The following is a 24340-nucleotide window of genomic DNA, read 5'->3' on the forward strand; positions in this document are numbered from 1 at the left end:
TGAGTGAGGGGGTGGGTGCGGATTACACGGGTTGGATGGTGAGATCGCGGTAGCGGACCGGGTTGCCGTGGTCCTGGAGCCGGATCGGGCCGGCCGTCGGTCCCTCGGACGAGCCGCCGGCCGTCGGGCCGGTGAGCGCCACGTCGTCGTGGACCGTGACGCCGTTCCACACCACGGTGACGCGCGCGTCCTCCGTCTTGGTGCCGTCGCTGTCGAAGCGGGCGGCGCGGAAGGTGATGTCGTACGTCTGCCAGGTCCCCGGCGGCTCGGCCGCGTTGACGTCGGCGGGTTTCTGCTCGTAGATGGCCGCGGCCTCGTTGGCGGCCGGCGTGTCGTCGCCGTAGGAGTCGAGGATCTGGATCTCGTAGCGATCCTGCAGGTAGACGCCGCTGTTGGCGCGGTCCTGCCCGGTCACGTCCGGCGGGAGTTCCGGCAGCCAGTACTCCACGTGCAGCTGGAAGTCCTGGTACGCCTGTTTGGTGCGGATGTCCCCGCAGCACACCTCCATCGCGCCGTCGCCGACCAGCGGCCACTCCACCGTGCCGCCGTCGGTGTGTTGGAAGGCCGACCGGTCGGCGCCGTCGAAGAGCGTCACCGTACTGCCGGACGGATGGACGGTGAGCAGGTCGAGGTTGACGTGGCCGGTGTCACCGCTGTCGACGGCGTAGGTGATGGTGTTGCTGCCGGCGCGCAGCGGTAGCTGTTCGGTCTGGGTGGACCACTGGTCCCAGGTGCCGGTGCTCAGCAGGCTCGTCTGTCTCGCCTTCTCCCCGTTGACGTACACGCTCAGCGTCTTGGTCCCGGTGAAGGGGTCGGGGCCGTTGGAGTAGCGCACCCCGACGTCGTAACTGCCGGCCTCCTCCGCGTCGACCGTGAAGGTGGTGCTGGCACCCTCGGTGCCGTAGCCGGCGACGAAACCGCGTCCCGAGTACGCCGAGTGGTCGTCGGCGAGCGTCGCGCCGCCGTCGAGCTGAGCCTCCTCCGCCTCGTACAGCGACGGCCCGGACTCCTGCGCACCGGGGATGTGGTTGAGCGTGTACCACGCCTCGGTGTTCCACAGCTCCTGGCCGCTCTCGTCGGTGAACGGACGCGGCGAGCGCACGTGGACCACGTGGTCCGGCTTCAGGCCCGGGATCTCCAGGGTGACGGTCTTTCCGTCGGGCGAGAGGGTCGCCGAGCTCACCGTGAGGGTCTCCTCGTCGACCTTCGGCCCGCCGTACTCGGCGGTCGGGACGTAGCGCCACTGCTCGACGGCGTAGCTGGCGGCCAGCGCGTCGGCGGTCTCCTGGGAGAGCGGCTGGGTGTACTCCAGCTCGAAGCCGGTGCTGGTCGCGCGCATCTCCAGGATGTCGAAGGCGTCGCTCCCGGTCGGCATCAGCTTCTGCAGGCCGTGGGTCAGCTTGCCCGCCTGGCCCCAGTTGCCGCCCGCGCCGATGCCGCCGGCGTAGATGGCGCCGTCCGGGCCCATGCTGATCCGGTTGACGCCGGCCTCCAGGCCCTGGGTGAAGCGGAAGACCGCGCCCTGGTAGTCGCCGCCGACCTCCTCCAGGTACGCCCGCTGGATGCCGCCGTAGGTCACGTCGCCGAAGATCATCTGCCCGGCGAACGTTCCCTCCTCGAGGTAGAGCGGCGTGCTCGGCGAGTTGGCGATCTCGTTCTGCGGCAGCCACAGCACGGGGTCGCTGACGGGCTGGTCGTCGAACGGCCCCGCGGGGTTGGTGTAGTGGTTGAAGAAGTCGTCCTGGTCGACCTCCACGAGCTTGGACGAGGGGAGCCAGCCGCCCTGGTTGTCGGTGACGAACAGGGTGTCGTCGGGCCCCCAGCCGATGCCGTTGGGGGTGCGCAGGCCGCCCGCGACGTAACTGACCTCGCCGGTCTCTCGGTTCACCTTGATGGTGGTGCCGCGGTTCTCCGCGGGCTGCGGGTCCGTCGTGGCGCCGCCGAGGTCGATGGCGACGGACAGGTTCAGGTAGAAGTACCCGTCCTTGTAGAGCAGGCCGAAGGCGAACTCGTGGAAGTTGCCGCCCCACGGCCAGGTGGCCACCGTCCGGTACTCGTCGGTGACCTCGTCACCGTCGAGATCCAAGAGCTCGGTCAGCTCGTGCTTCTGGGAGACGTAGAGCGAGCCGTCGACGTACTTCAGGCCCTGCGGCTCCCGCAGCCCTTCGGCGACCTTCTTGATGGTGACCTGGTCGGGGCTGGTGGCGCCGGTGACGTTGTCCAGGAGGTAGACCTCGCCCTCGGTGGGCTGCTCGTCCGGCGAGCCGCCCCCGCCCCAGGTGGCGACCGCGAGTCGGCCGTCGGGGAGCCATTCCATAGCGGTGACCTGCGGCTCGAAGCCGCTGGGCCGCAGGTCGGTCAGCTCGTAGTCCGGGTGCACGCCGTCCAGCGGCAGCCCGTCGCCCGGCGAGTCCTGGGTGCCCTCGCACTCCTTGCGGCCGGGGGCGGTGACCCGGACGACGCCGGCGTCCGTGCTCAGCACCGAGTTCGGCACGACGGAGAAGCCGCTCGCGCCCGGCGGCTGCCAGGAGAGCGTGAGCTGCTGCCCACCGCCGGCCTCGAAGTGCTCGATGAACAGGGAGTGGTAACCGGCGGTCAGCTCGACCGTGCCGTCCTTGGGCTCGGCACCGTGCAGCCCGTCGTGGTCGATGACCTCCTGGTCGTCGACGAACAGCCGCGAGCCGTCGTCACTGGTGAGGCGGAAGGTGTAGGTGCCGTCCTGCGGCACGTTGATGTTGCCGATCGCGTGCGAGACGAAGTTGTCCTCAAGGCCGAAGTGGTCGGCCGTGGTCCAGTCGATGTCGGTCATCAGCTTGTCGACGTTCGGAGTCTGCCCGGACTTGAGCGTGCAGATCTCGTCGAGCGGCGTCTGCACGTCGTAGCTGCGCATGGTCACCCCAGGCTCCTGGGGCGGTAGGTCGGCGAGCGGCTCGGGCTCCTGTCCGGCGGCGGGTGCCGCCCAGGCGGCCCCGGCGAGGACGGACGCGGCGAGCGTGCCCGCCAGTCGGCCGCGGAGACTTCGAGGGTGCCGGCGGTCGTGCGGTCTGGTCATTGCTCCTCCTGACGCGGACGGCGAGGGGAGAGCCCGGAATCCAGGCTGCGCGGCGCAGAGACTAGGGACTTTGTCTTGTGGCGTCCATACTTTGTCCAGGATCCGTGGAAACTTCTCCGGTCGGCGTCGGAGTTCCGCAGGACCGCGAGGTCAGGCGTCGCGGTAGGCCCGCAGGGCCGGCGGCGCCCTCCCCTCGAAGTCGAACAGCGTGGTGTGCTAGGCGCGGAGCAGCGCCGCGCAGTCCCGTTGCAGGGTGATGTCCCGCCACATCGGATGCTGCGGCGCGGCGTTGGAGCACACGACCGTGCCCCAGGCGCCGACCCGGGCGGCCGCGGCGACGGCGCGCCGGCAGAACGCGGCGCCGACCGGGCCCTCCTCGAACGTCCCGTGCAGCGGGGTGTAGCCGATCCAGCCCTCGCCGAAGACGAGCGGGACGCCGGCGCCCGCCGCCCAGTCGGCCGCCGCGTCGATCCAGATGTGCAGCCGCTCGGCCATCACCAGGCGGTAGCTGGCGTACCGGTCGTACAGCCACGCGTCCCAGGCGTCCGGGTCGCACCAGTCGTGCACGTACACCTCGCGCCGGCCGACCACGGTGGCCTCCAGCCGCCAGCGGTCCTCCTCGGGAGGCAGCCAGTCCGCGAGGTCCGGCGCGCCGGGGCGCAGCAGCTCGCGTCGGGCCAGCTCCTGCGGGAAGGGGCGCTCGGCGTCGCGGAGCGCGAACGTCTCCAACAACTCGTCGAGCACACCGTAGACGTAGGGGTGGAAGACCGCGACGTCCATGCCCTGGGGCAGGCCGCGCAGCGAGCCGACGGGGACGTGGGCGTAGTTGACCGTGACGGGGCGCTCCGGGTGCCGCTCGCGGAACCGGGCGAGTCCGCGTTCCAACCGGGGCCTGAGCGCGAGGACGGCGTCCCCGGCCGGCAGGCCGTCGGCGAGCCGCCCGGCCTGCACCTCGTTGTGCAGCTCGGTGAAGGCGACGCGGTCGTCGAGCCCGTCGTGTGCGGCGAGGAAGTCGACGAGGTCCGCCAGGGCGTCGGCCAGGGCCTCGGCGCGCCGTTCGGGCTCGATCGCCATCACGGCGTCGAACCAGGCGCGGTCGCCCGCGAAGGCCGGGCTCTGCTGGTACTCCCAACTGGAGAGGACGACGTAGCAGTCGTGCCGGCGAGCCGCCCGGAACAGGGCGAGCAGATGGGCGCGGCCGTCGATCTCGGCCTGTCCTGCCACGTCGTACCAGCGCACGCGCTGTCCGTACGCTCCCCCGAGCGGGCAGAGGCGCAGCCGCCGGGTGTCGAGCCCGGTGCCGAAGAGCAGCAGCGGCATGGCACAGACGCGGACGGTGTTGTAGCCGCGGTCGACGGCCTCGGCGAAGGCGCGGTCGAGGTCGTCGAACGGTTCACCGGGGCCGGTGCGGGTGTACCAGGAGAAGTCCCACAGGGAGATGGTCAGCTTGTCCGGCAGATGGGCGGGAGGCGCGGTGGGCACGACGGGTGGGCCTTTCCTCTCGGGCGGGGTGGGGGTTCGGGGTCAGTTCTTCACGGCGCCGGCGGTGAGTCCTTCGAGGAGCTGCCTGCGCAGCAGGAAGAACACCAGAAGGCTCGGCACGGCCGCCAGCACCGACGCGGCCAGCACCAGGTCGTACTGGCGGCCGGTGGCGCCGAACAGCGCCTGGATGCCGAGCGGCAGGGTGTAGTTCTCCGGGTCGCTGACCACGATCAGCGGCCAGAGCAGGCTGTTGTAGCTGGCGAGGAAGGACCACACGCCCAGCGCGCCGAGCGCGGGCCGCAGCAGGGGCAGCGCTATCCGGCGGAAGAGCGCGAACTCGGTGCAGCCGTCGACGCGGCCGGCGTCCAACAGGGCGTCGGGCACCGCCTGCTCGGTGTACTGCCGCATCATGAAGATGCCGAACGCCGGCGCCACCCAGGGCACGACCAGCGCGAAGTACGGCGTGGTCAGGTGCGCCTTGGCGACCATGATGAACAGCGGCACGACGATGACGGCGAACGGCACCGCCAGCGAGCTGAACATCAGGTTGAACAGGAACCGCTTCCCCCGGAAGCGGTACTTGGCGAAGGCGAACCCGGCCAGCGAGCACAGCCCCACGGACACCACCGTGGAGATCCCCGCCACCAGGGTGCTGGTGACGAACCAGGTCCAGAACGGCTGACCGTCCAGCAGCCCGCGGAAGTTCTCCAGGGTCGCCGGCAGCGGCAGCGGCTGCGGGGGGTAGCTGAAGATGTCGCTGCGCGCCTTGAAGGAGGAGGACAGCGCCCACAGCAGGGGCAGCGCGAAGATGACCAGCAGGCTGGTCAGGAACGCGTAGAGCAGCACGCGCCCGCCGGTGGTCCGGCCGCGCCCCTGGTCGCGGGGCGCTTCGGCGTGGGTGGTCGTGACCGTCACTGGTCTCTCCCGACTTTCAGGGCCCGCATGGCGAGCAGACCGAGCGCGAACACGACGAGGAAGAGGAGGACGCCGGCCGCGGCCGCGTAGCCGAGTTGCTGGCGCTGGAACCCGGCGCGGAAGATGAACATGGCGACCGACAGGGTGGACTCACCCGGGCCGCCCTGGGTGAGCAGGAACGGCTCCTCGAAGATCTGGGCCGTGCTGATCAGCACGGTGACGGCGACGAACGCGGTCACCGGACGCAGCGAGGGCAGCGTGACCTCCCAGAACCGCCGCACCGGTCCTGCCCCGTCGATCGCCGCCGCCTCGTACAGCTCCTTCGGGACGTTCTGCAGGCCGGCGAGGAAGAAGATCGTCAGATAGCCCGTCCAGCGCCACAGCACGAGGATCACGACGGTGACCCGGGCCCAGGCGGGATCGCCGAGCCAGTCGATGCCACCGAAGCCGAAGGCGGCCTCCAGCAGCCCGTTGACCAGGCCGAACTCGTTGTCGAAGACCAGGCCGAAGACGAGGGCGACCACGATGGGGGAGATCACGACCGGCATGAAGTACGCCAGCCGGAACATGTCGCGGCCACGCAGCCCCCTGGCGTTGAGGGCCTGCGCGATGAGCAGCGCGGCGGGCACGACGACGCACATGGTGAAGACGACGTACAGCGAGGTGTTGCGGACCGACGTCCAGAAGCTGTTGTCGGTCAGCAGGTCCTGGTAGTTGCGCAGACCCACCCAGCGCGGGGCGCCGAGGCCCGCCCACTCCGTGCAGCTCAGGTAGAGGCCGACGCCGATCGGGACGAGCAGGAAGAGTCCGTACAGCAGGTAGAAGGGTGAGATGAAGACGTACGGGGCCAGGGTGCGCTGGTGGCGCAGCCACCACGAGGGCCTCGGCGTCGCCGCCGCGGGCGGGGCGCCGCGGCCGGACGGCGGTCTGGTGCGGGCCGCGCCGCGGGTGGTGGGCGGAGAGGTCATCGTTTCACCTGCTGTCGGTAGGCGGCGAGGCCGTCCTCGATCGCGGCGGCGGGCGAGGTGCGGCCCCGCAGCGCGTCCAGTACGGGCCCGCCGAGGACGTCGGTGAGGATCTGCATTCCGGCGTCCTGGCGGAACAGCGGCAGGTCGTCGGCGGCCCGACCGTAGACGTCGAAGACCCGCTGGCCGAGGAACTCGTCCTCGATGTCGAGGAGTTCGGGGTCCTCGTAGAGCGAGCGCAGCGTGGGCAGGTAGCCGCCGGAGCGGTAGCGCAGCAGCTGGCCCTCGCGGGTGAGGTAGACCCGCCGCAGCAGCTCCAGGGCGGCGTCCGAACGGGCCTTGTCCTTCAGCACGGTGAAGGCGGTGCCGCCCAGGGTGGAGGCGATGTGCCCGCCGCCGCTGAAGCGGGGCAGGGTGCGCATCCGCCATCTGCCCGCCTGGTCGGGCACGTTGGCCTGCAGGCCGTAGGCGTTGTACCAGTTGGGCATCGCGGTGCCGGCGAGGCGGCCCGACTTGAGCGCGGCGGCGCAGGCGCTGCCGTAGGGGTCGGGGAGGGCCAGCAGGAAGCCGGTGCGCACGCCCCGGGCCATGAACTCCAGCACCTCGACGGCCTCGGCCGACTGGAGCGTGATCTCGCCGCGCTCGTCGAACACGCCGCCGCCGCGCTGGAGCAGGAACTGCAGGAAGCCGTTGACGATCGAGCCGTTGTCACCGGTGGCGACCATGCCGAGGCTGATCTCGCGGTCGGCGTTCAGCCGCTCGCCGTGCTCGGCCAGCTCCTCCCACGTCTCGACGTCCTCGGGGACGCCGAGCTCGTCGAAGAGGTCCCGACGGTAGTAGTAGACGGTGATCGAGTTGTCCGAGTCCAGGCCGTAGGGAACGCCGTCGACCGTGTACGGGGCGAGCTTGAGGAGGTCGTCCCCGAACGGCCGCACGGTCTCGGTCAGCTCGGTGAACAGGTGCTCCGCGATGCCCGAGACCATCACGCGCGGGAACTGGTCGATGACGATGCCCGCCAGGTCCGGCGTGTCGCCGTCGGCCACCGCCTGGGCGATCATGCGGGTCACGATGTCGCTGGGGGCGGCGTTGGTGATGTCGACGCCGAACTCGAAGCGGGACCCGCGCATCAGCGCCGCGTCGGCGACGGCGGCCTCGAAGGTGGTGATGTAGCCCGGGTCGTGCGTCCACAGGCTGATGTCCACCGGACCCGAGGCGACCGGGGTGGAGCTCGCGGTGCCGCACGCGCTGAGGGCGGGCGCGGCCAGCAGGCCGAGGCCCAGGCCCGCGCCGCCGCGCAGCAGGGCCCTGCGGCCGGGGGGCTTCCGGTCAGTCATCGCTGGCTCCTCGTGCCGCCCGGGAGGTGCCGGACGCGTGGAGGCCGATCCGCCGCAGCGGCACGACTGACACGGCGTCGACGGACGTCCCGGCGCGGGCGGCGTCGAGGCCGTCGCGCGCGGCGGGGCTCACGTGGATCCGGCTCTCCCCGGCCAGCGGGAGGATCCGCAGCTCGATCCCGTGCCGGACGATCTCGGCGGCGTGGCGCCGCAGCCCGATCTCCCAGTCGGGGCCGTACCAGAAGTGGTCGGCGACGAGCCTGTCGCCGACGTACGCCCGGGCCACGTCGCCGGTGTACCGGACCCGCAGCAGTACCTCGCCGTTCTCCTCCTCGAAGACCTCGGGCGGGATGGTGACGTGGTGGTGCGAGGCCCGTTCGAAGTCGGCGTCCAGCGGGGCCGAGGCCCGGGCGTGGGAGCCGCCGGTGCGGGCCGGGGCGGCGACGGCCTCGGACCGTACGCACGTGACGGCGGGGGCCGTCGGTGGCGGGGTCGCGGGTGGGCCCAGGGCCCAGCGCGTGAAGGCGCCGTCCGGGACCCCGGGTCCGCTGGCGCCGCCCGTCAACTCGGGCGGCGCGGGGAGGAGGGCGATGTCCGGGGCGGCGGCCGTGTGCACGCGCAGTTCCTCGCCGTCGGCGAGCACCAGGTCGTCGCAGAGCACCAGCCGGTCGCGCCCCCAGACCCGGACGCGGCCGAGCCGTCGCCCCTGCTCGGCGGAGAGCACCAGCACGCGGACCGGGCCGCGCGGGCCGTGGACCGTCAGCGACGCGCCGGTGCCCGGATCCGGCACGGTGACGAGCGTGCCGTCGGCCACCTCCCGTGCGTGCGCGGGCCCCTCGACCCGCGTGCCGCCGGGCAGCAGGAACCGGGGCGTGACGCCCTCGGTGCCGGCGAACACGGCGGTGGGCGTGCCCTCGACGTCCAGGCGGGTGAGGGGCTGCGCGGTCGCCCACACCAGGCGCACCCCGCGCCCCAGCTCGTATCCCAGCGGCCAGACGAAGCAGGCGCCGGACGGCACGGTCACCGGCTCCTCGGGCAGGGTCAGCGTCCGGCTGTCCAACTTCACGACGAAGCGCACGCCCTCGTGGTCCGGCAGCGGCTCGTGCGGCTGGTGGTTGTTGACGAAGAGGAAGCCCTCGTCGCCGCGCGAGCGCACCGCCCAGCGCAGGGTCGTGCGGTCGTCCAGGCCGCCGGGCTCGGTGTCGGGCAGCGACAGCGGCATGTCCGCCAGCGCGGCGCCCGAGTCGTGGAGGAGGAGGTGCTGCTGGCGCAGCGCGTGGAAGGCGGGGCGGACCTGCCCGAACTCGCCCAGCGGCGCCTGGAAGTCGTAGGTGACCGCGGGCAGGTCGTTGGGATAGCCGGTGGCGTGGGACTCCTGGTTGGGAACGCCGTGGTCCAGCCGCTGCGAACAGCCGTGGTAGAGGTAGTAGCCCTGCCACACCGAACCGCTGCCGAGCTTGGTCAGCGCCAGCGCCGTGACGTCCCGTTCGGGCACCAGCGGCCGTCGGTGGTAGGCGATGGCCATGCCGCCGCCGAGCTCGCACGTCGCGTACGGGTAGCGGCGGTCGTCCGGGCCGCTGCCGGCGGGCGCCGCGTCGCGGAGGTCGGCCCCGATGGCGTGGTCGTCGCGGATCGGGGTGAAGAAGTAGTGGCGGCGCATCTCCCGCGCCCACCCCGGGTGGGCGTCCTCCCAGAACGCCTCCGGGTAGCCGCCGTACAGCGGCAGCAGCACGTCCTCGGGTAGCTGCGCCGCGCCCCACGCGGTGGCCGTCCACAGCGGGGCGTGGATTCCGGCCTCCTCGGCCAGGCGCCGCAGCGTCGCGAGATGCCCGGGCTGGTCGTACAGCTCGTTCTCGACCTGCACGGCGATCACCGGGCCGCCGTCGCGGTGCCACAGGCCACGCAGCTCGTGGGCGATCCGCGCGTAGTACGGCCGCACCAGCGCCAGGTACGCGGGGTCGTCCGTGCGCGGGACGCATCCCGTCCCGGTCAGCCAGTCGGGGAAGCCGCCGTTGCGGCACTCCCCGTGGGACCAGGGGCCGATGCGCACGGCGACCGCCAGGTCCAGTTCCGCGCACAGCTCGACGAACCGGCGCACGTCGAGGTCGCCGTCGAAGCGGTGGGTCCCCCTCCGCTCCTCGTGCTGGTTCCAGAAGAGGTACGTCGCCACCAGGTCGATGCCGCCCGCCCGCATCTTCAGCAGCTCCTCGCGCCATTCGGCGGCGGGGTACCGGCTGAAGTGGAACTCGCCCATCACCGGGATCCAGGGCCGGCCCGCGCGCAGCAGACGACGGCTGTCCACGGCCAGGGGCGCGGGCGCTCCGGGCGGACTGCCCATCCGGAGATGGCCCGCGAGGACGGCGGGCGGTTCGTGGGCACGCAGCAACAACATGACAGCTGGCTCCTGCATCGGGCGGCTCGGTGAAGTGGGTTCATCGTGTGGGCGGCCCTCGACGCTGTCAAGATGTATTCATATTTAATCTTCGGGGGTAGGATGCCGCCATCCGGTCAGCCACCTGGCCGCGTCCTTCCTTGCATCCGAGCACCCAGGGGGAGAGCCGACATGGCGTCCTACACCAGCCGCGGCGTGCACGGGCAGGTGGTGCACGCCCTCGGCGTCCGCATCGTGAGCGGCGAACTGCCCGAGGGCGCGACGCTCGACCCCCGGGCCGTCGGCGACGAACTGGACGTCAGCATCACCGTCATGCGGGAGGCGCTGAAGGTCCTGGCGGGTAAGGGACTCGTCGACGCCCGCCAGAAGCGCGGCACTTTCGTCAGGCCGCGCGGCGACTGGCACCTCCTCGACCCGGACGTCGTCCGCTGGCACATATCCGGCGGCCTCGGCGAGCGGATCATGCGCAACCTGGCCGACGTGCGCTCCATCGTCGAACCCGCCGCCGCGCACCGGGCCGCGCTGCACCGCACCCGGGCCGACCTCGACGCCCTGGAGTCGGCCCTGGCCGCCATGGCCGGCGCCCGGGCCGACTCCGTCGCCGCCGCCGAGGCCGACGTCTCCTTCCACCGCGCGCTGCTGGCCGCGACGGGCAACGAGATGCTCGCCCGCATGGACCTGCTGCTGGAGCCCGTGCTGCGCGAGCGCGACCACGTGGTGCACTCGCACGCCGGCACCCACGATCCCGTGCCCAGCCACCGCACCGTCCTCGACGCGGTCCGCGACCAGGACCCCGCACGGGCCGAGCTCGCCATGCTCGATCTGCTCGCCATGGCCGTACACGACCTGGACCAGATCGCCGGCTACGCCGCCCCGCAGGCCCACCGGGCGACGCCGGAGGGCTGAGCGGGGCGGCCGGGCGGGGCGGCCGGGCGGGGCGCGGGGGTCAGCGGCGGGCGCCGGCCTCCGCCATCACCTGGTGGGCCGCGTCGGGCCAGTCCTCGCGCGGGACGTCGTTCAGGTCGACGTTGTCGCTCCAGGTGAAGCCGAACTCCGGGTCGGTCGGGGTGCGTTCGTTCCCGCCGGTCCACCAGTTGCCGACGAACGCGCAGTCGAGGGTGTTGAAGACGTCCGGGCCGCCCTCGATGTCGGCGTTGACGTAGATGTAGCGGTCGCTGTCGAGGATCACGTTCTCCCGCACCGTGATGTACCGCGAGCCCTGGTCGATGAGCATCCCGAACGTCTCCCGGCTGTCATAGATGTGGTTGTGCTCGATGACGGTGCCGGGGCTGGCCGACAGCGAGTAGATGCTGCCGCCGTCGTGCATCTCGTTCTTCGTGTCGTAGATCAGGTTGTGGCTCACCCGGTTGTCCCGGAACGTGGTGGGCGTGTCGTAGATCGGCTGGTACTCGTACAGCCCGGCGTCCCGGTAGTACTGGTTGCCGCCGGGGTCGTTGATGCCCCAGCCCCAGCCGATGTCGATCCCGTCGTAGGGGAGGTCCGTGAGCGTGTTGTGCGAGATGGTCGCGCGGGTCACGTACGTCGAGAGGATGCCGGCGCTGTCGCGGTAGTTCTGTCCGATCCTGGTGATCGTGTTGTCCGCGATGGTGATGTCGTGGTTCGTCATCCGCGGATCGCTCGGATGGTGGGCGTTCGGCTGCACACCGCCGACGACGATGCCGGAGCCCGCGGAGTCGGAGATCGTGTTGCCGACGACCTCGATGCCCGACGCGCCGTATCCGACGCCCGTGCCGTGCGCGTTGGGGTCCATGCCGATGCCGAGGGCGACCGAGCCGAGCTGGTCGAACCGGTTGCCGTCGAAGGTGACGTCGGTCGCCGCCGAGACCTGTACCGCGCCGGGCACCTGCCACCACTCGTTCCGGGTCTCCTCGAACTCCGGGCAGCCGTCCTGGCACGTGGTCAGGTAGTCGGCGGGCGGATCGTACTCGCCGACGATGTGCGCGCCGCTCTGCTGGTCGGCGTAGCCCCACCGCGAGTTCGGCCGCAGCCAGGTGGTGTGCGAGAACTGCAGGTCGCGGAACTCCAGGTCGCGGACGGGCCGGTCCTGGTCGCCGCCGATCTCGACCAGCGTCTCCAGGTTCGGCAGCCGCACGTCGACGTCGTCCATCGTGGTGCCGGGTTCGGCCTGGTAGTAGACCTTGCCGGCGGGCGAGTCGAGGTACCACTGGTCGGGGCCGTCGAAGAACTCGTAGGCGTTGACCAGATAGAGCGCGCCCCGGTTGTACGGCGACTTGAGGGTGTCGTAGCCGAAGTTGTTGTTCTCCCAGGCCGGCTGCACCATCCGGATCTCGTTGCCCACGATGCTCCGCACCGGGGAGATCCGGTCGGTGAAGGACCCCATGCTGACGATCTCCAGGTCGGACTGGTTGCCCAGCTCGCTGAGGTCTCCGAACCTGTCGTCCTCGAGGACGAGCCCGCGCTCGGTCCAGGTCAGATGCGCCCTGTCGTCCTCGTCGGCGCCCAGCATCAGCTGGGTCCGCTCCGCCAGTTGGCCGTCGACGTACAACTGGCGGGACTCGGTGCCGCGCGCCACGTCGGCCACCCAGATGTTCCGCTCCGGATCGTGCGGCGTCCAGCCGGTGACCCGCTCGCCGCCGGACAGCACCGCACGTTCGCCCGGCGCGCTCGCCCAGGTGACCGTGTGGCCGTGGGACCCGCTGTCGGTGGCGTCGAACCGGAGCGGCCGGTCCAACTCGTAGGTGCCGCCGTCCAGGAGCACGAGGGTGTCCCGATCGCGGGCATGGGTGCCCGCGATCGCCTTCGCCGCGGCGATCGACCCGACGACGACGTCCCCCTCCGGCGCCCCCTGCGGGCCGCGGGGCGCCACGACGATCGTGAAGGGATCGGCCGCCGCGACGGGACCCGCCCCGGCGGTGGCCACCAGCGCGCCGGCGGCCAGCGTGCCCGCGAGGGCGCCGACGATGTCGCGTTTCCAGTGTCTGGTTCGACGCCCCGATGGCATGGCGGCTCCTCATATGTCTGTTGACTGACAGATCCGACCTGGACCGTAGAGGCATGATCGGATCACGTCAATCGCCTGGAGCCGAGGGGAGGAGCCGCCGGGATCTCCTGACAGGGCCTAACCGTTGACGGAGATGCCGAAGACCTCCAGCAGGGCGTAGACGGCCAGCCCGGTGATCGCGACGGTGCTCACGGCGAGGACGGGCGTGACCCAGGGGCTGGCGCGGAAGCGCCGGTCCACCTCCGTGGTGCGCAGGTGCCAGACCGCGACGAGCACCGCCAGCAGGAAGATCGCGTTGCCGATGGCCCCGATCTGGAGCAGCAGCAGGGGGGACTGGACGAACAGGTACATGGCCGCCCAGATGGCCGGCAGCACGACCGTGAAGATCCGCAGGTAACGGGTGCGGACCGCCAGGTCGTTCCAGTCGATCGCGCCCATCAGCCCGAGGGTGTTGGTCCAGAGCCGGGGCACCGCCGCCACGGCGGCCACGTGCGTGGAGAACAGCACCGCGACGGCGCCGACCAGGAAGACGACCTCGGCCCACGGGCCGAGCGTGTCGGTGTAGATGCGCGACACCGTGGTGATGACGTCGTTCCCCTCGGGGACGGCGTTCTGCGGGGCCAGGACGGAGGCGCCCATGACGTAGAAGGCGAGCGTGGTCAGCGTGCAGATCACCCAGGAGACCAGCACGTCGAGCTGCATGACCTTCAGCCATCCCTCGGCGCGGAGGGCGCGCTCCTCGCTGCCGTCGTCGGGACCGGTCCAGCGGGCGTACCCCTTCTCCAGGCACCAGAAGGTGTAGTTGGTCATGTCGTCGGCGCCGACGCCGGTGGAGCCGAACATGGCCAGGGCGAGTCCGATGGTCCCGGCCGGGATCGCGAAGCTCAGCCCCGTGCCGAAGTCGCCCGCCGAGTAGGTGTACGGGGTGAAGGGCAGCGAGAGCACGAGCGCGATGGTGCTGGTCGTGAACAGCACCACGGATATCGTGGTGACCTGTTCGACGACGCTGTACCGGCTGCTGCTCATCAGCAGCACGCTCACCGCCGTGACGATGACGGTCCAGAGGACCAGCGAGGTGCGACTCAGTTCCCCACCCGCTATCGGCCAGGCGATGGAACAGGCCGCGGCCGTTCCGCCGATGACGCCGCCGCGTTGGAAGTTCTTGGCGGTGTCGAGGCCTATCCAGAGCCAGTTCATCCACCCCATGGGGCCGATCCGGGGCCCGACCTTGCCGTAGCCGGCGAGCGCGGTCTGCCCGTTGAGGATGGTCCATCGGGCCAGTTCCACCTGCACCCAGACCTTGACCGCCGCGCCGACGATCACGAGCCAGAGCAGGGCGAACCCGGCCTTCGCGCCGAGCGAGGTGGTGACGAGGAGTTCGCCGGATCCGACGACCGAGGCGGTGAGCACGATGCCCGGGCCGAGGTAGCGCAGCCGACCCCGGAGGGTCTCGGGAGGGTTGCGGACATCCTCGGGCCGCAGTTCGTAGGGATCCTGCTGGGGGGCGAGGACTTCGGTGGCAGTCAACATGTCTCCTTCGACAGGACGCTGGTGGTCAGCTCCGGAGCCGGCCGGGTCGGGCGGTCGCCTCGGCGAGTCGCCTGGCACCTCGGACCACCGACTCGATGTCGGCGGGATCGCCGAGCAGTCCGGCGGCGACACCGACGCCCACGCATCCGGCCTCGACGCACGCCTCGGCCAGGGCCTCGTCGACGCCTCCGGTGGCCACGAACGGCACGTCGGGCAGCGGGCCGCGGAGTTGCCGGATGTGTCCGGCGCCGACCGAGCTGATGGGGAAGACCTTGACCGCGTCGGCTCCGGCGCGGACCGCCCGGACGACCTCGGTCGGCGAGAGGGCGCCGGGCACGGAGCCCATGCCGAGCTCCTTGGTCCGCTCGACGACCCGTGGGTCGATGTCCGGGGAGACGACGAACTGGCCGCCGACGTCGGCGACCTGGCCCACCTCCTCGGTGGTGAGCACGGTGCCGGCGCCGACCCGCGCGTCGCTGCCGAGCCGGTCGCGGACGGCGGTGATCCCGGCGAGCGGGTCCGCGCTGTTCAGCGTCACCTCGAAGAGCCGGACGCCGGCCTCGTAGAGGCCCTCGGCCAGGTCCGCGCACTGGCTGGGAGACTGGCCGCGGAAGATGATCAGGAGGCGGTCGCGTTTCAGGTCACTCAGGAGATCGTTCATGGTGCGGCCTTCGTTTCGAACGGTGCGGAAAGTGCGAAAGGTACACGAGGGTGGAAAGGTGTCGGCTCGGGGATGCCGACTCAGAGGTGCCGGCGTGGCACGGCGTGTCCGCGGCGCCCGGTCAGGAAGTCCAGATCGGCGCCCGTGTCGGCCTGGTTGACGTGGCTCCGGTAGAGCGCCGCCCAGCCGGAGCCCGGCTCCGGGCCCTTCCGTAGGTCGTCGGCGGTCGCGTTCTCGGCCGCGCGCGCGGTGAGTTCGTCCTCGGGGACGTCCATCTCCAGCCGTCGGGCGGGAACGTCCAGGGTGACGCGGTCGCCGCTCCGGAGGAGGGCGAGTGGTCCGCCGACGGCGGCCTCGGGCGTCACGTGCAGGACCACGGTCCCGTACGAGGTGCCGCTCATCCGGCCGTCGGTGATGCGGACCATGTCCCGCACGCCCTGGTCCAGCAGCTTCCGCGGGATGGCCAGGTTGCCGATCTCCGGCATGCCCGGATATCCGACCGGACCGGCGTTGCGGACGACCAGGACGGTTTCGGGGGTCACCGGCAGCTCCGGGGAGTCCTTCTGGGCGTCGTAGTCCTCGATGGTGTCGAAGACGAGCGCGGGACCGGTGTGCCGGACGAGCTCGGGCGATGCGGCGGAGAGCTTGATGACGGCGCCGTCCGGCGCGAGGTTCCCACGCAGCACCGCGGTGTGGGAGCCGGGCTCGGCGACCGGGTTCTGCCGGCCGCGTACCACGTCCGGGCGCCAGTTCGGAGCGTCCGCGCAGTTCTCGCCGAGCGTCCTGCCGGTGACGGTCAGGGCCGAGCCGTCGAGCAGGTCGCCGAGTTCGCGGACGACGGCCGGCAGGCCGCCGGCGTCGTGCAGTTCCTCCATCAGGAAGCGGCCGGAGGGCATCAGGTCGACCAGCAGCGGGATGTCGGCCGCCAGCCTGTCGAAGTCGTCGAGGGCCAGGTCGACCTCCGCACGGCCGGCCATGGCCAGCAGGTGCACGACCGCGTTCGTGGAACCGCCGATCGCGGCGTTGACGCGCACCGCGTTGGCGAACGACCGCCGGTCCAGGACGCGCGAGGGGGTCAGCCCCTCCTCGACCATGGCGACGATCCGCGCTCCCGCCTGTTCGGCGATCCGGGCCCGGCCCGCGTCCACGGCCGGGACCACCGCGCTGCCGGGAAGGGAGAGGCCGAGCGCCTCGGTGACGCACGCCATGGTCGACGCCGTTCCCATGGTGGTGCAGTGGCCGGCGCTCCGGGAGAGGCACGCCTCCGCCGACCGGAACTCGCACGAGGTCATCCGCCCCGCCCGGACCTCCTCGCTGAACTTCCAGACGTGGGTGCCGGACCCGATCGCCTCTCCGCGGAAGCGCCCGTTCAGCGCGGGACCCCCGGTCACCATGACCGTGGGCAGGTCGACGCTGAGCGCGCCCATCACCTGGGCCGGCACGGTCTTGTCGCAGCCGCCCAGCAGGACCACGCCGTCGAGCGGGTTCGCGCGCAGCGTCTCCTCGACGTCCATCGCCATGAGGTTGCGGAACAGCATCGCCGAGGGGCGCATCAGCGTCTCCCCGAGGGAGATCGTCGGAAACTCCATCGGGACGCCGCCGGCCAGCAGCACGCCGCGCTTGACGGCCTCGGCGACCTGTCCCAGATGGGCGTTGCACGGCGCGAGATCCGACGCGCTGTTGGCGATCCCGATGACCGGGCGGCCGTCGAACATGGCCGCGGATCCGCCCCGGTTGTACAGCTTCGACCGGTGGACGAACCCCAGCTTTCCGTCGAGCCCGAACCACGCTGCGCTGCGTCGCTGGGCAGTGGGCTTGTTTTCCTCGGGCATCTCGTTCCCTCCGCCAGATGACCAGCGACATGTAACAGCATCGATTTACATGTAGCAAGACCGTCTGCATGTAAATTAACCAGTGTTACATGTAAGCTGCGCGGAGCCTGTCCCACGGATGAGAACCCAGGGGTGAGTCATGTCCGTCGCGAGCGATCCCCGCGTCACCGATCGTGTCCATCACGAGCTGCGCGAGTGGATATTCGCCGGGGATCTCCCGGCGGGCGCTCGACTGAGCGTTCCGGCCCTGGCCGAGCGGTTCGGCGTGAGCCGGAGCCCGGTCCGGGAGGCCATCGCGCGCCTGGTGCACGAGAGACTGGCCCGCGAGGAACCGCGCCGGGGCGCCGTGGTGGCCGACGTCAGCATCAACGCGCTGATCGCCATCTACGAGGTGCGGGAGGTCCTGGAGGGCCTGGCGACCCGACTGGCGGTCGAGAACGCCGGCCGCCGGCTGATCCGGACGCTCGAGGACGTACTCCAGGAACACGGTCACGCGGTCGCGGCGGGCGACGCGACGGCCGCCTCCGAGGCCGACCTGACCTTCCATCGGCTGATCCGGGAGGCCGCCGGCAACGCGGAGGTGGTCCGCATGCTCGACGACGTGCAGACCCAGGTGCGGTTGGCGATGCGCACCACCCTGGTCACCGGGGGACCCAGACTGGCGATCGCCGACCACCGCTCGATCGTCGCGGCCATGGAGGCGGGCGATCCGGCGGCGGCCGAGGAGGCCGCCCGGGCGCATATCGCCCGGCTGCGGACCGTGCTGGCCGAACAGGTGGCGGGGCCGCGGTGACGCGCGTCGCCACGGCCCGGATCCGGGTGCTCCGCGCGCCGGTTCGCGACGGCATAGCGATGTCGTTCTCGCCACTGCGCGAGCGCACGATGGTCCTGGTCTCGCTCACCGACGAGGACGGGACGACCGGCCACGGGGAGAGCTGGGTCAACTATCCGCCCTGGGGGGTCGCGGAGCGCACGGCCACCCTGCGGGAGGGGGTCCTGCCGCTGCTGGCCGGGCGTCGGATCGACGACGTGCCGGCCGTGCACGCCGACCTGTGCGACCGGCTCGACCCGCTGGGCCGCCAGTGGGGCGCGCCCGGGCCGGTCCGCCAGGCGATCAGCGCGGTCGACGTGGCCCTGTGGGACCTCCGGGGCCGACGGGCCGGCGCCGCGATAGCGCGCGTGGCCGCGCACCGGGTGCGCGACCGCGTCCGGGTCTACGCGAGCAGCCTGGGCCCCGAGTCGGTGGCGGCGCAGGCGGCGAGCTGCCGCGGCGCCGGACATGCCGCGGCGAAGGTCAAGCTCGGTTTCGGGCGGGAGACCGACACGCGCAATCTCGCCGTGGCGCGGGAGACGCTCGGCGATGACGTGCTCCTCTACGCCGACGCGAACCAGGGCTGGGACCTCGACGAGGCGGTGGCGATGGCGCCGGTGCTCCGCGATGCCGGGGTCGGGTGGATCGAGGAACCGGTCCGCGGCGACGGGTTGGCCGACCTGGAGGAGCTGCACCGGCGTACCGGCCTGGTGATCGCGACCGGCGAGAACCTCTACGGACGCGCGACGTTCGAGGCCTACGCGGCCTCGCCGGCGGTCGCGATCCTGCAACCCGACGTCGCCAAGGCCGGCGGGATCACCGAAGCGCTCGCGGTGTGCGACGTCGCGGAGGGACACGACACCGCCGTCATGCCCCACCTCTACGGCGGGGCCGCGGCCTTCGCGGCGACGTTGCAGGTGGCCGCGGCGTGCCGCGTGGTGGGCGGCGTCGAGTACGACGTGCGCGACAACCCCCTGCGTGACCCGCTTCTCCTCGATCCGCCGACCCCCGAGAAGGGCCGGCTCGACCTGCCCGACCTGCCAGGACTGGGCGTCCGGTTCGACACCTCGGCGCTGGAACGGGTGACCTGCCACGACGAGACCCTGGAGCTTTCGTGACGAACACGACCCAACCCCTCATCGGCGCGCGCATCGGCCGGGAGCCGGTGGCGCCCGAACACCCGACGCGGCACGAGCTGGTCGATCCCGCGACGGGCGCCGCCTGGGCGAGCGTGTGGTACGGCGGCGAGCCGGAGGCGCGCCGGGCCCTGGACAGCGGCGCCCGCGCGCAGCCGGACTGGGCCGCGCTGACGGCCGGCCGGCGGGCGGCGGCGCTGCGCGCGGTCGCCGCCGACCTCCGCGAGGACCGGCCCGCCGGGGAACTCGCCGGCCTGATCACCCGCGAGACCGGGAAGCGGATCGCCGAGTCGCGCGCCGAGGTCGCCCTGTCGGCCGCCTTCTTCGAATGGTTCGCCGACGTGGTCAGTGGTCGCGCCGGGCAGGTCTGGGACCACGTCCCCGGTCTGCGGCACGAGGTGGGAGACCGGGCGCTGGGGGTGGTCGCCGTGCTCACCCCGTGGAACTTTCCGGTGTCGATCCCGGCGCGCAAGATCGCGCCCGCCCTCGCGGCGGGATGTTCGGTGCTGTTCAAGCCCTCCGAGGTGGCCCCGGCCTCGGGCCTGTACCTGGCCGAGGTCGTCGACCGGCACCTGCCGAACGGCGTCGTGTCGACCGTGGTGGGGGAGCCCGCGGTGATATCCGACGTGTGGCTGGCCGACCGGAGGGTCCGCGGCCTGACCTTCACCGGCTCCACCCGGGTGGGGCGCCTGCTGGCCACGGCCGTCGCCCCCCGGTTCACGCGGGCCGTGCTGGAACTCGGCGGCAACGCGCCCTTCGTCGTGCTCGACGACGCCGACCTCGATCTGGCGGTGGACGTCCTGATGGTCGCCAAGTACCGCAACAACGGGCAGTCGTGCATCGCCGCGAACCAGGTGTGGGCGCCCCGGGCGCTGGCCGACGAGTTCGCCGCCCGGTTCGGCCGGGCGTCGAACCGGCTGGTGCTCGGCGACCCCGCCGACGAGGCGACGACGCTCGGGCCCCTGGCGCTGCCCTCCGACCCCGCGCGCGTGGACGGGCTGGTGGACTCCTCGGGCGGCGAGGTGTGGCGCGCCGACACCGCGGTGCCGCGGGCCGGGCACTTCGCGCGGCCCGCGGTGAGCGTCCGGCCGGGGCGCGACAGCGCCTTCGTGCGCGAGGAGATCTTCGGCCCGGCCGTGTCCGTGCTGGAGTACGACGCGATCGAGGAGGTCCTCGAGGCCGTGGCGTCCAGTCCCTACGGCCTCGGGGGTTACGTGGTCGGCGCACCCCGGCGGGCCGCCGACGTGGCCCGGGCGCTGGACGTCGGGATCGTCGGCGTCAACACGGGAAGCCCGAACACCCCGCAGGTTCCGTTCGCCGGTCTGAAGGACAGCGGGATCGGCGTGGAGGGCGCGCAGCTGGGACTCGACATGTTCCTCACGCGGCAGACGGTTGCGGTCGGGGACCACCGCTGATCCTCCGATCCTGGGCGGGCGTCAACGCGTCCGCCCCGAGCCGCCCCGCGCGTCGCCCCGCGCGTCGAAGGAGTCGTTCGTCTTCCGCGACAGCAGCGACTTCTGGATGCGCAGGCTCGGCGTCTTCGGGAACTCGTCCAGCACGGCGACGTAACGCGGCACCTGGAACCGGGCGAGACGCTGCCCGCACCAGGAGAGGAAGCCGACCGGATCGAACGCGGCCGGGTCGGCGACGGTGAGGAACACCTTGACGTCCTCGTCGCCCTCCGGGGCGGGCACGCCGACGACGGCGCTCTCGGTGACCGCCGGATGCGTGTTGACGACCGCCTCGACCTCCCAGGCCGAGACGTTCTCGCCGCGGTGCCGCAGCGAGTCGGTCAGCCTGCCGACGAAGTGCAGCGCACCGCCGGTGAGACGGCCACGGTCGCCGGTCCGCCACCACGCGCCGCGGCGGGACCGCGCGGTGGCCTCGTCGTTGCGGAAGTAGCCCGGCGTCACGAGGCCCTCGACCAGCGGGCGCAGCACGATCTCGCCGCTCTCGCCGTCGGGGACCGGCCGGCCGCGCTCGTCATGCACCTCGACGTCGAACCACGGCAGGGCCCGGCCGATGCCGCCGCCGACGCCGGAGACGTTCGCCGTCGAGATGCTGGACGCCTCGGTCATCCCGTAGCACTCGTGCACGCGCAGGCCGAACCGCGTCTCCGCCTCCCGCCAGGCCTCGCTGGTCATCCCGCCGCCCCACGAGACGCGCACGCCGTTGTCGCGTTCGGACTCGGACCGGGGACGGCTGAGCAGCATCGGCAGGATGCCGCCGAGGTGATGGATGTGCGTCGCGCCCGCGGCGACGGCCTGGGACCAGAAGGCCGAGGCGCTGAACCGCTCGACGAGGGCCAGCCGGACCCGGCGCAGCAGCGGGACGAACAGCACCTGCGCGCCGCCGACGTGGCACAGCGGCTCCCAGAGGAGGAACGTGTCCCCCTCCCGCGACGCGCTCACCTCGGCGGCGCCGAGGGCCGCCGCCCGCAGCATCCGGTCGGTGACCTGAACTCCCTTGGCGGGTCCGGTCGTGCCCGAGGTGTACATGATGCTGACGATGTCGTCCGCGCCGTAGTCCCCGCCGCCTCCGCCGCCGTCCGGTCCGGCCGGCGCCGGCCGGACCCCGGCGCCGTGGTGGCGCCAGGGCGCGACCGCGCCGCCCGCGTACTCGACCACCCGAGGCGGCGCGCCGCCGGGCGGGAGGGTCGCGAGTTCCGGCGCGTGCACCGGATCGACGACGAGCAGGCTCGGATCGCTGTCGGTCAGCACATGGGCGAGTGGCTCGCCGCGGAGCCGGGTGTTGACCGGCACCCACACCGCTCGCAGTGCCACCAGCGCGTGCACCAGCACCACGTGCTCGAGATGGTTGGGCAGCATCACGGCCACCCGGTCGCCGCGGCGGACGCCCAGCGAGGCCAGCCCGCGCCGGGCGTCCGCGACGGCCGCCGCCAGCGCGTCGAGGGTGATCTCCTCCCCGGCGAAGGTCGCGTACGGGGCCTCGCCGCGCTCGGCCGCGGCGGCGGCCAGCAGCTCGGGAAGGGTGGCTCCGGTGAGCGCGGCGAGGTGCCGTGGGTCGGGCTCGACGGTCACGACCTCCCGCTCCCGCCCGCCGCGGCCCGCTCCGCCCCTCGTGTCTTCCTGGCCTTCCGGGCCTCGAAGAACTCGCGCATCACCTGCTGCGGCTGCCCGGACGCCCAGGCCTCCTTGTCGATGCGGGCGGCCGCCGCGAACGCCTCGCGCAGCCCGGGCAGCAGATGCTCCCGGTAACGCCGTTTGGTGAGCGCCACCGCGACCGTCGGCAGCGCCGCGATCTCGTGCGCGACCTCGATCGCCCTGTCCAGCACCCGCTCCCGCGGCACCACATGATGGACGAGGCCGACGGCGGTCAGCTCGTCCATGCCCATCAGCCGGCTGCTGAGCATCAGCTCCAGCATGCGCGAGGTGCCGAGCGCGGACCGGGTGAGGTACATGCCGGTGATGCTGGGAATTCCGGAACTCACCTCGGTCTGGCCCATGGTGACCTCGGAGTGCGCCACCCGGACGTCGCACAGCAGGGTGAACTGGTAGCCGGAGCCGGCCGCGACGCCGTTGATCGCGGCGACGACCGGTTTGTCGACCTGCAGCACGGTCTCGTAGAGGGCGCGGAAGTTGTCCAGCCACCGGTCGACGTCCTCGTCGGCGTCGAACGCGGCCGTCTCCGCCAGGTCCTGACCGGCGCAGAACGCGCGCTCGCCCGCGCCGGTGAAGACGATCCCGCGCACCGCGTCGTCCGCGGCCAGCGCCGCCACCCGCTCCCGCACGCGGTCCTGCATGCGCATGGTCCAGGCGTTGAGCGCCGCCGGCCGGTTCAGGGTGATGACGGCCACTCCGTCGCGGTTCTCGACCAGGATCTCGTCGGTCATCGACCGCTCCTTTCTCTTGGGGTCAGCTCTCTCGGGTCAGTGCGCCTTCGGCGTGAGCATCGCGTTGTCGGCCCGCAGCATGGAGAGGCTCGACGTCTCCGGCAGCGCCCTGATCGGGATGAGCGCGAGCAGCGCGAGCGCGATGAGGTAGAACGCGGGCGCCAGCTTGTTGTCGGTCACCAGCACCAGGTACTGGCCGAGGAACGGCGCCGAACCACCGAACACGGCGTACGCGATGTTGTAGCCGAGCGCCGCGCCGGTGTAGCGCACCGCGGCCGGGAACAGCTCCGCCTGCGCCACGGCGACGACGGAGGCCACGGTCACCAGCGGCAGCGTGATGAGCAGCTGGCCGACGACGGCCAGGCCGAACCCGCCACTTCCGGCGATGAGATAGCCGGGCACCGCGAGCGCCGCGAGCGCGAGCGCACCCGCGCGGATCACCCGTTTCCTGCCGACGCGGTCGCCGACCATCCCGGCCAGCGGGATGAACAGGCTGTAGGCCAGCAGGGCGAGGCTGTTCGAGGCGAGCGCCGTCGTCGCGCTGAGGTCCACCACCTCCTGGAGGTACGTGGTGAAGTAGCTCGACACCGTGTAGAAGGCGACCGCGTTGAGCGAGGCGATCCCGATCAGCACCAGCAGCTCACGGCGGTAGCCGCTCAGCACCTCGCGCAGCGGGGCGTGGGCGACCCGCTTCGAGTTCTCCAGGGACCGGAACACCGGGGTGTCGTCGATCCGCATCCGCAGGAAGAGCCCGACGAGCGCGAACGGCGCGGAGATGAGGAACGGTATTCGCCATCCCCAGCCCTCGTAGTCGGCGTCGCCCAGCCAGGTGTTGAGCACCAGGATGAGCAGCGCGGCCACGGCGAACGGCAGGGTCTGCGTGCTGTTGGACAGGCCGCTCCAGGTGCCTCGCCGGTTGCTCGGCGCGTACTCGCTGAGGAACGTCGCCCCGCCGGAGGACTCGCCGCCGCCCGAGAACCCCTGGCACAGCCGCAGCAGGGTCAGCAGGATCGGTGCGGCGATGCCGACCGTGTCGTAGGTGGGCAGCAGGCCGATGAGGGTGGTGCTGACGCCCATCAGCGTGAGGATGGCGACCAGGGTGTTGCGCCGGCCGATCCGGTCGCCGAGGCGGCCGAAGAAGACGCCGCCCAGGGGTCTGGTGACGAATGTGAGGCCGAAGACCGCCAGGGTGCCCAGCAGCGCGACGGTGTCGTTCCCCGACGGGAAGAAGAGGTCGGCGATGACCGTCGAGGAGTAGGCGTAGATCGCGAAGTCGTACCACTCCACGAAGTTGCCGGCGGACACGCCGGCGAGCGCGCGCATCGCCATCCTGCGGTCCTGCGCGGTGCGGGGTCCCGTCTGTGCGGGAGCCGTCGAGTCGATGGCGTTCATGG

Annotated in this window: 17 protein-coding genes; 4 read left to right on the plus strand and 13 right to left on the minus strand. The window is 72.0% G+C overall.

Annotation, left to right across the window (positions count from 1 at the left end):
• Positions 1-22 precede the first annotated feature (22 nt).
• The 6 genes from ABGB06_RS33015 to ABGB06_RS33040 all read right to left on the minus strand — a co-directional run bounded on the left by ABGB06_RS33015 (position 23) and on the right by ABGB06_RS33040 (position 10140).
• The gene (locus tag ABGB06_RS33015; protein ID WP_347596922.1) at positions 23-3052 is read right to left on the minus strand and encodes a family 16 glycoside hydrolase; all 3030 of its coding nucleotides are present in this window, start codon (positions 3050-3052) and stop codon (positions 23-25) included.
• A 216-nt stretch (positions 3053-3268) separates the two neighbouring features.
• Positions 3269-4534 (minus strand): cellulase-like family protein, encoded by a 1266-nt coding sequence (locus tag ABGB06_RS33020; RefSeq protein WP_347596925.1) that lies wholly within the window; start codon positions 4532-4534, stop codon positions 3269-3271.
• A gap of 42 nt (positions 4535-4576) precedes the next feature.
• Positions 4577-5449, minus strand: coding sequence for a carbohydrate ABC transporter permease (locus ABGB06_RS33025; protein WP_347596928.1), 873 nt, complete (start codon positions 5447-5449; stop codon positions 4577-4579).
• Positions 5446-6417, minus strand: coding sequence for a sugar ABC transporter permease (locus ABGB06_RS33030; RefSeq protein WP_347596930.1), 972 nt, complete (start codon positions 6415-6417; stop codon positions 5446-5448). The genes ABGB06_RS33025 and ABGB06_RS33030 overlap by 4 nt, the downstream gene beginning before the upstream one ends.
• The gene (locus ABGB06_RS33035; protein ID WP_347596933.1) at positions 6414-7748 is read right to left on the minus strand and encodes an ABC transporter substrate-binding protein; all 1335 of its coding nucleotides are present in this window, start codon (positions 7746-7748) and stop codon (positions 6414-6416) included. Before ABGB06_RS33035 ends, ABGB06_RS33030 begins: the two co-directional genes overlap by 4 nt.
• On the minus strand, positions 7741-10140 hold the full coding sequence (locus tag ABGB06_RS33040; RefSeq protein ID WP_347596936.1) for a beta-galactosidase: 2400 nt from the start codon (positions 10138-10140) through the stop codon (positions 7741-7743). Before ABGB06_RS33040 ends, ABGB06_RS33035 begins: the two co-directional genes overlap by 8 nt.
• A gap of 171 nt (positions 10141-10311) precedes the next feature.
• On the opposite strand from ABGB06_RS33040, the gene ABGB06_RS33045 reads away from it, so the two are divergent.
• The gene (locus tag ABGB06_RS33045) at positions 10312-11046 is read left to right on the plus strand and encodes an FCD domain-containing protein (RefSeq protein WP_347596939.1); all 735 of its coding nucleotides are present in this window, start codon (positions 10312-10314) and stop codon (positions 11044-11046) included.
• A 40-nt stretch (positions 11047-11086) separates the two neighbouring features.
• On the opposite strand, the gene ABGB06_RS33050 is transcribed toward ABGB06_RS33045, so the two are convergent.
• The 4 genes from ABGB06_RS33050 to ABGB06_RS33065 form a co-directional block, all read right to left on the minus strand.
• Entirely contained in the window at positions 11087-13123 is a 2037-nt protein-coding gene (locus ABGB06_RS33050) for a right-handed parallel beta-helix repeat-containing protein (RefSeq protein WP_347596941.1), read from the minus strand.
• Positions 13124-13240: 117 nt separating this feature from the next.
• A complete protein-coding gene (locus ABGB06_RS33055) occupies positions 13241-14653 on the minus strand; it encodes an Nramp family divalent metal transporter (protein WP_347596944.1) in 1413 nt (470 codons plus the stop codon).
• A 25-nt stretch (positions 14654-14678) separates the two neighbouring features.
• Positions 14679-15314 (minus strand): bifunctional 4-hydroxy-2-oxoglutarate aldolase/2-dehydro-3-deoxy-phosphogluconate aldolase, encoded by a 636-nt coding sequence (locus ABGB06_RS33060; RefSeq protein WP_347596947.1) that lies wholly within the window; start codon positions 15312-15314, stop codon positions 14679-14681.
• 80 nt (positions 15315-15394) lie between these two features.
• Positions 15395-17146: an IlvD/Edd family dehydratase gene (locus ABGB06_RS33065; RefSeq protein ID WP_347596949.1), complete on the minus strand. Its 1752-nt coding sequence runs from the start codon at positions 17144-17146 to the stop codon at positions 15395-15397.
• Between the two features lie 139 nt (positions 17147-17285).
• On the opposite strand from ABGB06_RS33065, the gene ABGB06_RS33070 reads away from it, so the two are divergent.
• The 3 genes from ABGB06_RS33070 to ABGB06_RS33080 are packed head-to-tail and all read left to right on the plus strand — an operon-like array spanning position 17286 to position 20508.
• Positions 17286-17939 (plus strand): GntR family transcriptional regulator, encoded by a 654-nt coding sequence (locus ABGB06_RS33070; protein WP_347596952.1) that lies wholly within the window; start codon positions 17286-17288, stop codon positions 17937-17939.
• The gene (locus tag ABGB06_RS33075) at positions 17936-19075 is read left to right on the plus strand and encodes a mandelate racemase/muconate lactonizing enzyme family protein (protein WP_347596955.1); all 1140 of its coding nucleotides are present in this window, start codon (positions 17936-17938) and stop codon (positions 19073-19075) included. Before ABGB06_RS33070 ends, ABGB06_RS33075 begins: the two co-directional genes overlap by 4 nt.
• Complete coding sequence (locus ABGB06_RS33080) at positions 19072-20508, plus strand: aldehyde dehydrogenase family protein (protein WP_347596958.1); 1437 nt, start codon at positions 19072-19074, stop codon at positions 20506-20508. The genes ABGB06_RS33075 and ABGB06_RS33080 overlap by 4 nt, the downstream gene beginning before the upstream one ends.
• Positions 20509-20529: 21 nt before the next feature.
• Here the strand turns inward: ABGB06_RS33080 and ABGB06_RS33085 are convergent, their stop codons facing one another.
• From ABGB06_RS33085 to ABGB06_RS33095, 3 genes are read right to left on the minus strand one after another with little or no spacing between them, the layout of a single operon-like run.
• Positions 20530-22134, minus strand: coding sequence for an AMP-binding protein (locus ABGB06_RS33085; protein WP_347596961.1), 1605 nt, complete (start codon positions 22132-22134; stop codon positions 20530-20532).
• Positions 22131-22946 carry an enoyl-CoA hydratase/isomerase family protein gene (locus tag ABGB06_RS33090; RefSeq protein WP_347596964.1) on the minus strand — a complete coding sequence of 272 codons (816 nt, stop codon included), beginning with the start codon at positions 22944-22946 and terminating at the stop codon, positions 22131-22133. The genes ABGB06_RS33085 and ABGB06_RS33090 overlap by 4 nt, the downstream gene beginning before the upstream one ends.
• 36 nt (positions 22947-22982) lie before the next feature.
• Positions 22983-24338 (minus strand): MFS transporter, encoded by a 1356-nt coding sequence (locus ABGB06_RS33095; protein ID WP_347596967.1) that lies wholly within the window; start codon positions 24336-24338, stop codon positions 22983-22985.
• Between the last annotated feature and the right edge of the window lie 2 nt (positions 24339-24340).

Source organism: Streptomyces sp. B6B3 (genome assembly GCF_039871525.1).
GTDB lineage: Bacteria > Actinomycetota > Actinomycetes > Streptomycetales > Streptomycetaceae > Streptomyces.

What these genes read in the sequence shown, in the direction of transcription:
- ABGB06_RS33015 (WP_347596922.1), bottom strand. Translation starts at nt 3,052, where the DNA reads ATGACCAGACCGCACGACCGCCGGCACCCTCGAAGTCTCCGCGGCCGA.
- ABGB06_RS33030 (WP_347596930.1), bottom strand. Translation starts at nt 6,417, where the DNA reads ATGACCTCTCCGCCCACCACCCGCGGCGCGGCCCGCACCAGACCGCCG.
- ABGB06_RS33035 (WP_347596933.1), bottom strand. Translation starts at nt 7,748, where the DNA reads ATGACTGACCGGAAGCCCCCCGGCCGCAGGGCCCTGCTGCGCGGCGGC.
- ABGB06_RS33040 (WP_347596936.1), bottom strand. Translation starts at nt 10,140, where the DNA reads ATGTTGTTGCTGCGTGCCCACGAACCGCCCGCCGTCCTCGCGGGCCAT.
- ABGB06_RS33045 (WP_347596939.1), top strand. Translation starts at nt 10,312, where the DNA reads ATGGCGTCCTACACCAGCCGCGGCGTGCACGGGCAGGTGGTGCACGCC.
- ABGB06_RS33050 (WP_347596941.1), bottom strand. Translation starts at nt 13,123, where the DNA reads ATGCCATCGGGGCGTCGAACCAGACACTGGAAACGCGACATCGTCGGC.
- ABGB06_RS33055 (WP_347596944.1), bottom strand. Translation starts at nt 14,653, where the DNA reads ATGTTGACTGCCACCGAAGTCCTCGCCCCCCAGCAGGATCCCTACGAA.
- ABGB06_RS33060 (WP_347596947.1), bottom strand. Translation starts at nt 15,314, where the DNA reads ATGAACGATCTCCTGAGTGACCTGAAACGCGACCGCCTCCTGATCATC.
- ABGB06_RS33065 (WP_347596949.1), bottom strand. Translation starts at nt 17,146, where the DNA reads ATGCCCGAGGAAAACAAGCCCACTGCCCAGCGACGCAGCGCAGCGTGG.
- ABGB06_RS33070 (WP_347596952.1), top strand. Translation starts at nt 17,286, where the DNA reads ATGTCCGTCGCGAGCGATCCCCGCGTCACCGATCGTGTCCATCACGAG.
- ABGB06_RS33090 (WP_347596964.1), bottom strand. Translation starts at nt 22,946, where the DNA reads ATGACCGACGAGATCCTGGTCGAGAACCGCGACGGAGTGGCCGTCATC.
- ABGB06_RS33095 (WP_347596967.1), bottom strand. Translation starts at nt 24,338, where the DNA reads ATGAACGCCATCGACTCGACGGCTCCCGCACAGACGGGACCCCGCACC.